Below are 8170 nucleotides of genomic sequence, written 5' to 3'. Positions count from 1 at the left end.
CGTTGGCGCTGGTGTTGTTGCCAAAGTTATCGCTTAATCGCGGATAATATTTGACGCGACATGCGATAAAAGGGCATCATTTGATGCCCTTTTTCTACGCTGTGAACTAGAACCTATCTCATCAGCGATTTTGCAGTCATAATCATTGGTGAGATGGGCTCTTAAACGGTATTGACTGAAATACGTCATGGCGTAAAACACCGAGATGCTGCCAAGCGGCATCTGTTCGGTTTGGTTTGCCTCGCATTGCGAGGCAAAGTTGTTTGTTCGAATCATTAGTGACAGGTTGGTTTATGAGTGCGAATACCGAGGCTCAAGGGAGCGGGCGCGGCCTTGAAGCGGCCAAGTGGTCAATCGTCGCCGTTCTGTTGGTTGTGGCTATCGTCGGTAACTATTACTACCGTGATTTCAGCCTGCCGCTGCGTGCGTTGGCCGTTGTCGTGGTTATTGCCGTTGCAGGTGCAGTGGCATTGATGACCACTAAAGGCAAAGCCACCGTTGCGTTTGCGCGCGAAGCGCGTACTGAAGTACGTAAAGTGATCTGGCCAACTCGTCAGGAAACGTTACACACCACGTTGATCGTTGCCGCGGTAACCGCCGTGATGTCACTGATTCTGTGGGGCCTGGATGGTATATTGGTCCGTCTGGTATCGTTTATTACTGGCCTGAGGTTCTAAAATGTCTGAAGCCCCAAAAAAACGCTGGTACGTCGTTCAGGCGTTTTCCGGTTTTGAAGGTCGCGTAGCGCAATCGCTGCGTGAACATATCAAACTGCACGATATGGAAGAGCTGTTCGGCGAAGTCATGGTTCCCACCGAAGAAGTGGTGGAGATCCGTGGTGGTCTACGTCGTAAGAGTGAGCGTAAATTCTTCCCTGGCTATGTACTGGTTCAGATGGTGATGAATGACGCCAGCTGGCACCTGGTGCGCAGTGTTCCTCGTGTTATGGGCTTCATCGGTGGAACTTCCGATCGTCCAGCACCGATCAGCGATAAAGAAGTGGACGCTATTATGAACCGCCTGCAGCAGGCTGGTGATAAGCCACGTCCGAAAACGATGTTCGAACCGGGTGAACTGGTGCGCGTCAACGATGGTCCATTTGCTGACTTTAACGGTGTCGTTGAAGAAGTGGACTACGAGAAGAGCCGCCTGAAAGTGTCTGTCTCCATCTTTGGCCGTGCAACGCCGGTGGAACTGGACTTTAGCCAGGTAGAAAAAGGCTGATCAAATAATCAGCAAGGCGAGCGAAATTGTGGCTTGTCAGAGGCGCGAAATTGAACTACAATTTCGCGCCTTTTGTTTTTAGATGTCTTGCTCTTGCAGCGAGACGAAACACGGGGAGCCTCTCAGGAGGCGATATTACCCAAACGAGGAAATTTCAATGGCCAAGAAAGTACAAGCCTACGTTAAGCTGCAAGTTGCAGCCGGTATGGCTAACCCAAGTCCACCAGTTGGTCCAGCTTTGGGTCAGCAAGGTGTTAACATCATGGAATTCTGTAAGGCATTTAACGCTAAGACTGACAGCGTTGAGAAAGGCCTGCCGATCCCGGTTGTTATTACAGTTTATTCTGATCGCTCCTTCACTTTCGTAACCAAGACCCCGCCGGCAGCAGTTCTGCTGAAGAAAGCGGCTGGTGTTAAATCTGGTTCCGGCAAGCCAAACAAAGATAAAGTTGGCAAAGTGACTAGTGCACAGGTTCGTGAAATCGCAGAAACCAAAGCTGCGGACATGACTGGTTCTGACGTTGAAGCGATGATTCGCTCCATCGAAGGTACTGCTCGTTCCATGGGCCTGGTAGTGGAGGATTAAGAAATGGCTAAGCTGACCAAGCGCATGCGCGTGATCCGTGACAAAGTTGATGCTACTAAACAGTATGACATCCTCGAAGCTGTTGCTCTGCTGAAAGAGCTGGCCACCGCTAAATTCGTAGAAAGCGTTGACGTTGCCGTTAACCTCGGCATCGACGCTCGTAAATCAGACCAAAACGTTCGTGGTGCTACCGTTCTGCCACACGGCACCGGTCGCAGCGTTCGCGTTGCCGTATTTGCCCAGGGCCCTAACGCTGAAGCTGCTAAAGCTGCAGGCGCAGAGCTGGTAGGTATGGAAGATCTGGCTGACCTGATCAAGAAAGGCGAGATGAACTTCGACGTGGTTATTGCTTCCCCGGATGCAATGCGCGTTGTAGGTCAACTGGGCCAGGTTCTGGGTCCACGTGGTCTGATGCCTAACCCGAAAGTGGGTACCGTTACTCCTAACGTTGCTGAAGCTGTTAAGAACGCTAAAGCAGGTCAGGTTCGTTATCGTAACGACAAAAACGGTATCATCCATACCACTATCGGTAAGGTTGATTTCGACACAGACAAGCTGAAGGAAAACCTGGAGTCTCTGCTGGTTGCGCTGAAAAAAGCCAAACCATCTCAGGCAAAAGGCGTGTACATCAAGAAAGTTAGCCTCTCCACCACCATGGGTGCTGGCGTTGCTATCGATCAAAGCGGCTTGACTGCTGTAGCGAACTAATCGCACTGCGATTATCGCTTTGACTTGGGGGTGGGATTCATCTAGAATCTTATCCCCCAAGGTTCCGCTATAGGTGGAACAACAGATTTTTCGGTTGGAGCCTGGCCTATCCAGGCCTCCGTCCAAGACCGCAGGTGTGCCGCAAGGCACTTAATCCTTCCTGCGTAGACGGTGACAGAGCCTAAAGAAATTTTTTCTTTTTTAAAAAGAATGGTCTTTGCTGGATTCTGCTCACCGTGTTAAGCCGCTCAACGGCGCGTGTTCGCACACGCTGTTGAGTGAAGTGAGTTCCGGGGATTTTCCCCGGCTAAATCCAGGAGCAAAAAGCTAATGGCATTAAATCTTCAAGACAAACAAGCGATTGTTGCTGAAGTCAACGAAGTAGCCAAAGGCGCGCTGTCTGCGGTAGTTGCGGATTCTCGTGGCGTTACCGTTGATAAAATGACTGAACTGCGTAAAGCAGGTCGTGAAGCTGGCGTTTACATGCGTGTTGTTCGTAACACCTTGATGCGTCGCGTAGTTGAAGGCACTCCGTTCGAATGCCTGAAAGACACGTTTGTCGGTCCTACCTTGATTGCATTCTCTACTGAACACCCGGGCGCTGCTGCTCGTCTGTTCAAAGAGTTCGCGAAAGCGAATGCAAAATTTGAGGTTAAAGCTGCGGCCTTTGAAGGTGAGCTGATCCCTGCGGCACAAATCGACCGCTTGGCAACGCTGCCTACTTACGATGAAGCAATCGCACGCCTGATGGCAACCATGAAAGAAGCCGCTGCCGGCAAATTGGTTCGCACTCTGGCTGCAGTACGCGATCAGAAAGAAGCGGCATAAGCCTCTCTCTTTCTTAGCCTTTGCTTACGTATTTAAACTATTTCTGAATTTTAGGAACTTTTGTTATGTCTATCACTAAAGACCAAATTATCGAAGGCGTTGCAGCCCTGTCTGTAATGGAAATCGTTGAACTGATCGCCGCTATGGAAGAGAAGTTCGGTGTTTCTGCTGCTGCTGTAGCTGCAGGTCCTGCTGCTGCTGTTGAAGCTGCTGAAGAAAAAACTGAATTCGACGTTGTACTGAAAGGTATCGGCGCGAACAAAGTTGCAGTAATCAAAGCAGTACGTGGCGCAACTGGCCTGGGTCTGAAAGAAGCTAAAGACCTGGTTGAGTCTGCACCAGCAGCACTGAAAGAAGGCATCAGCAAAGACGACGCTGAAGCACTGAAAAAAGCTCTGGAAGAAGCTGGCGCTGAAGTTGAAGTTAAATAAGCCACTGCTTTTGGAGTGCAGTCTGTTTTAACTAACAGACTGATGGCTGGTGACTTTTTGGTCACCAGCCTTTTTGCGCTGTAGGGCGTCAGTAGAGTTTCACACTGTTTGACTACTGGCTAACCCCAATATTTCTTTCTATCGACGACTTAATATACTGCCCTCTGCGCCGCAGCCGAATCTGCCGCCACGGCAATGAAATGATTTAAGCGTGATAGAAACGAGTATTGCGGAAAGTGTTCTCGCTTTCCGGTCAACAAAACGGTGTTGCATGAACCGTCCCCTATCCGGACGGACAAATAGGTTCGACTTTCCAGCGAGCTGAGGAACCCTATGGTTTACTCCTATACCGAGAAGAAACGTATTCGTAAGGATTTTGGTAAGCGTCCGCAAGTTTTGGACATACCTTATCTCCTTTCTATCCAGCTTGACTCGTTCCAGAAATTTATCGAGCAAGATCCAGAAGGGCAATACGGCTTAGAAGCCGCATTCCGTTCTGTTTTCCCGATCCAGAGCTACAGTGGCAATTCGGAGCTGCAATACGTTAGCTACCGTCTTGGTGAGCCGGTGTTTGACGTTAAAGAGTGCCAGATCCGTGGTGTGACGTACTCTGCACCGCTGCGCGTAAAACTGCGCCTGGTCATCTACGAACGTGAAGCACCAGAAGGTACGGTCAAAGACATCAAGGAACAAGAAGTCTATATGGGCGAAATTCCGCTCATGACCGAAAACGGTACCTTTGTAATTAACGGTACCGAGAGGGTTATCGTATCCCAGCTGCATCGTAGTCCTGGTGTGTTCTTCGACAGCGATAAGGGCAAAACCCACTCCTCGGGCAAAGTGCTGTATAACGCACGTATCATCCCTTACCGTGGCTCATGGCTGGATTTCGAGTTTGACCCGAAAGACAACCTGTTCGTGCGTATCGACCGTCGCCGCAAACTGCCTGCGACCATTATTCTGCGCGCGCTGAGCTACACCACTGAGCAGATCCTTGACCTGTTCTTTGAGAAAATTGTTTTCGAGATCCGTGATAACAAGCTGCAGATGGAGCTGGTTCCAGAGCGTCTGCGTGGTGAAACTGCGTCCTTCGATATCGAAGCCAACGGTAAGATCTACGTTGAGAAAGCACGCCGTATCACCGCTCGTCATATCCGTCAGCTCGAAAAAGACGAAATTCGCAGTATTGAAGTACCGGTTGAGTACATTGCGGGCAAAGTGGTCGCGAAGGACTATATCGATACCAATACCGGCGAACTGATCTGTGCAGCCAACATGGAGCTGTCACTGGATCTGTTGGCCAAGCTGAGCCAGTCAGGCCACAAGCGTATCGAAACGCTGTTCACCAACGATCTGGACCACGGTGCGTACATTTCTGAAACCGTACGTGTCGACCCAACCAGCGATCGTCTGAGCGCTCTGGTAGAAATCTACCGCATGATGCGCCCTGGTGAGCCACCAACGCGTGAAGCGGCGGAAAGCCTGTTCGAGAACCTGTTCTTCTCTGAAGACCGCTACGATCTGTCTGCGGTTGGCCGGATGAAGTTCAACCGTTCTCTGCTGCGTGACGAGATCGAAGGTTCGGGCATCCTGAGCAAAGACGACATCATCGAAGTGATGAAGAAGCTCATCGATATCCGTAACGGTAAAGGCGAAGTGGACGATATCGACCACTTGGGCAACCGTCGTATCCGTTCCGTTGGCGAAATGGCCGAGAACCAGTTCCGTGTCGGTCTGGTGCGTGTTGAGCGTGCGGTGAAAGAACGTCTGTCCCTGGGCGATCTGGATACCCTGATGCCTCAGGACATGATCAACGCCAAGCCAATTTCGGCTGCGGTGAAAGAGTTCTTCGGTTCAAGCCAGCTGTCCCAGTTTATGGACCAGAACAACCCGTTGTCTGAGATCACGCACAAACGTCGTATCTCTGCATTGGGCCCAGGCGGTCTGACCCGTGAACGTGCCGGCTTTGAAGTTCGAGACGTACACCCGACTCACTACGGTCGCGTGTGTCCAATCGAAACGCCGGAAGGTCCAAACATCGGTCTGATCAACTCCTTGTCCGTGTACGCACAGACCAACGAGTATGGCTTCCTGGAAACCCCGTACCGCCGCGTGCGTGACGGCGTGGTGACCGATGAAATCAACTATCTGTCTGCTATTGAAGAAGGCAACTTCGTTATCGCTCAGGCGAACTCCAACCTGGACGAAGAAGGCCGCTTCGAAGAAGACCTGGTTACCTGTCGTAGCAAAGGCGAATCAAGCCTGTTTAGCCGCGACCAGGTTGACTATATGGACGTATCAACCCAGCAGGTTGTTTCTGTTGGTGCTTCACTGATCCCATTCCTGGAACACGATGACGCCAACCGTGCATTGATGGGTGCGAACATGCAACGTCAAGCGGTGCCAACCCTGCGTGCTGACAAGCCGCTGGTAGGTACCGGTATGGAACGTGCCGTAGCGGTTGACTCCGGTGTTACTGCCGTAGCCAAACGTGGTGGTGTGATCCAGTACGTGGATGCTTCCCGTATCGTTATCAAAGTTAACGAAGACGAGATGTACCCAGGCGAAGCTGGTATCGATATTTATAACCTGACCAAGTACACCCGTTCTAACCAGAACACCTGTATCAACCAGATGCCTTGTGTGAATCTGGGTGAGCCAATCGAGCGCGGCGACGTGCTGGCAGATGGCCCGTCTACAGACCTGGGTGAACTGGCGTTGGGTCAGAACATGCGCGTCGCGTTCATGCCTTGGAACGGCTACAACTTCGAAGACTCCATCTTGGTCTCCGAGCGTGTAGTACAGGAAGATCGCTTCACCACCATCCATATTCAGGAACTGGCTTGCGTGTCTCGCGACACCAAACTGGGGCCGGAAGAGATCACCGCCGACATCCCTAACGTGGGTGAAGCAGCGCTCTCCAAACTGGATGAATCCGGTATCGTGTATATCGGTGCAGAAGTGACCGGTGGCGACATTCTGGTTGGTAAGGTAACGCCGAAAGGTGAAACCCAGCTGACGCCAGAAGAGAAGCTGCTGCGTGCGATCTTCGGTGAGAAAGCGTCTGACGTTAAAGACTCTTCTCTGCGTGTACCAAACGGCGTTTCCGGTACGGTTATCGACGTGCAGGTCTTTACCCGCGATGGCGTGGACAAAGACAAGCGTGCGTTGGAAATCGAAGAGATGCAGCTGAAGCAGGCGAAGAAAGACCTGACTGAAGAACTGCAGATCCTGGAAGCTGGCCTGTTCGCTCGTATCCATGCGGTACTGGTTTCTGGTGGTATCGAAGCCGAGAAGCTGAGCAAACTGCCACGCGATCGCTGGTTGGAACTGGGCCTGACCGACGAAGACAAGCAAAACCAGCTGGAACAGCTGGCAGAGCAGTACGACGAACTGAAATCCGACTTCGAGAAGAAGCTGGATGCCAAGCGTCGTAAGATCACCCAAGGCGACGATCTGGCACCCGGCGTGCTGAAAATCGTCAAGGTGTATCTGGCCGTTAAGCGTCAGATCCAACCGGGTGACAAGATGGCAGGCCGCCACGGTAACAAGGGTGTTATCTCCAAGATCAACCCGATCGAAGATATGCCTTACGATGAAAACGGTACGCCGGTTGACATCGTTCTGAACCCGTTGGGCGTTCCATCGCGTATGAACATCGGTCAGATCCTGGAAACTCACCTGGGTATGGCGGCGAAAGGCATTGGTGAGAAGATCAACCAAATGCTCAAGCAGCACCAGGAAGTGGCCAAGCTGCGTGAATTCATCCAGAAGGCTTACGATCTGGGTGACGGCGTTTGCCAGAAAGTTGACCTGAACACCTTCACCGACGACGAAGTCTTGCGTCTGGCAGAGAACCTGAAAAAAGGTATGCCGATCGCAACCCCAGTCTTCGATGGTGCGAAAGAGTCAGAAATCAAGCAACTGCTGGAAATGGGCGGTATCCCGACTTCGGGTCAGATTACGCTGTTTGATGGCCGTACCGGCGAGCAGTTCGAGCGCCAGGTAACTGTCGGCTATATGTACATGCTGAAACTGAACCACTTGGTTGACGATAAGATGCACGCGCGTTCTACCGGTTCTTACAGCTTGGTGACTCAGCAGCCGCTGGGTGGTAAGGCGCAATTCGGTGGTCAGCGCTTCGGTGAGATGGAAGTGTGGGCGCTGGAAGCATACGGCGCAGCTTACACCTTGCAGGAAATGCTTACCGTTAAGTCGGATGACGTCAACGGCCGTACCAAGATGTACAAAAACATCGTGGATGGCGATCACCGTATGGAACCAGGCATGCCGGAGTCCTTCAACGTACTGTTGAAAGAAATCCGCTCGCTGGGTATCAACATCGAACTGGAAGGCGACTAATCGCTATTCCAGCTCTGGCTCCCGACCTTAG

General features: G+C 51.6%; 7 protein-coding genes. All 7 read left to right on the top strand.

Annotated features, from left to right (window positions below):
* The first annotated feature begins 293 nt into the window (after window positions 1-293).
* The 7 genes from secE to rpoB all read left to right on the top strand — a co-directional run bounded on the left by secE (window position 294) and on the right by rpoB (window position 8139).
* The gene (secE, locus tag N6G83_RS50515) at window positions 294-677 is read left to right on the top strand and encodes a preprotein translocase subunit SecE (protein WP_021182153.1); all 384 of its coding nucleotides are present in this window, start codon (window positions 294-296) and stop codon (window positions 675-677) included.
* 1 nt (window position 678) lies between these two features.
* Window positions 679-1224, top strand: coding sequence for a transcription termination/antitermination protein NusG (nusG, locus tag N6G83_RS50510; protein WP_021182154.1), 546 nt, complete (start codon window positions 679-681; stop codon window positions 1222-1224).
* Window positions 1225-1381: 157 nt separating this feature from the next.
* Window positions 1382-1810 carry a 50S ribosomal protein L11 gene (rplK, locus tag N6G83_RS50505; RefSeq protein ID WP_024531017.1) on the top strand — a complete coding sequence of 143 codons (429 nt, stop codon included), beginning with the start codon at window positions 1382-1384 and terminating at the stop codon, window positions 1808-1810.
* A 3-nt stretch (window positions 1811-1813) separates the two neighbouring features.
* A complete protein-coding gene (rplA, locus tag N6G83_RS50500) occupies window positions 1814-2518 on the top strand; it encodes a 50S ribosomal protein L1 (protein WP_024531018.1) in 705 nt (234 codons plus the stop codon).
* Window positions 2519-2848: 330 nt separating this feature from the next.
* Window positions 2849-3346 (top strand): 50S ribosomal protein L10, encoded by a 498-nt coding sequence (gene rplJ, locus N6G83_RS50495; RefSeq protein WP_024485329.1) that lies wholly within the window; start codon window positions 2849-2851, stop codon window positions 3344-3346.
* A 65-nt stretch (window positions 3347-3411) separates the two neighbouring features.
* On the top strand, window positions 3412-3777 hold the full coding sequence (gene rplL / locus N6G83_RS50490) for a 50S ribosomal protein L7/L12 (RefSeq protein ID WP_021182158.1): 366 nt from the start codon (window positions 3412-3414) through the stop codon (window positions 3775-3777).
* 333 nt (window positions 3778-4110) lie between these two features.
* A complete protein-coding gene (rpoB, locus tag N6G83_RS50485) occupies window positions 4111-8139 on the top strand; it encodes a DNA-directed RNA polymerase subunit beta (RefSeq protein WP_021182159.1) in 4029 nt (1342 codons plus the stop codon).
* Window positions 8140-8170: the final 31 nt, after the last annotated feature.

It is taken from the genome of Serratia sp. PL7, from assembly GCF_945957435.1.
This window is presented reverse-complemented; position numbering and strand designations above follow the sequence as displayed.

What these genes read in the sequence shown, in the direction of transcription:
- secE (WP_021182153.1), top strand. Translation starts at nt 294, where the DNA reads ATGAGTGCGAATACCGAGGCTCAAGGGAGCGGGCGCGGCCTTGAAGCG.
- nusG (WP_021182154.1), top strand. Translation starts at nt 679, where the DNA reads ATGTCTGAAGCCCCAAAAAAACGCTGGTACGTCGTTCAGGCGTTTTCC.
- rplK (WP_024531017.1), top strand. Translation starts at nt 1,382, where the DNA reads ATGGCCAAGAAAGTACAAGCCTACGTTAAGCTGCAAGTTGCAGCCGGT.
- rplA (WP_024531018.1), top strand. Translation starts at nt 1,814, where the DNA reads ATGGCTAAGCTGACCAAGCGCATGCGCGTGATCCGTGACAAAGTTGAT.
- rplJ (WP_024485329.1), top strand. Translation starts at nt 2,849, where the DNA reads ATGGCATTAAATCTTCAAGACAAACAAGCGATTGTTGCTGAAGTCAAC.
- rplL (WP_021182158.1), top strand. Translation starts at nt 3,412, where the DNA reads ATGTCTATCACTAAAGACCAAATTATCGAAGGCGTTGCAGCCCTGTCT.
- rpoB (WP_021182159.1), top strand. Translation starts at nt 4,111, where the DNA reads ATGGTTTACTCCTATACCGAGAAGAAACGTATTCGTAAGGATTTTGGT.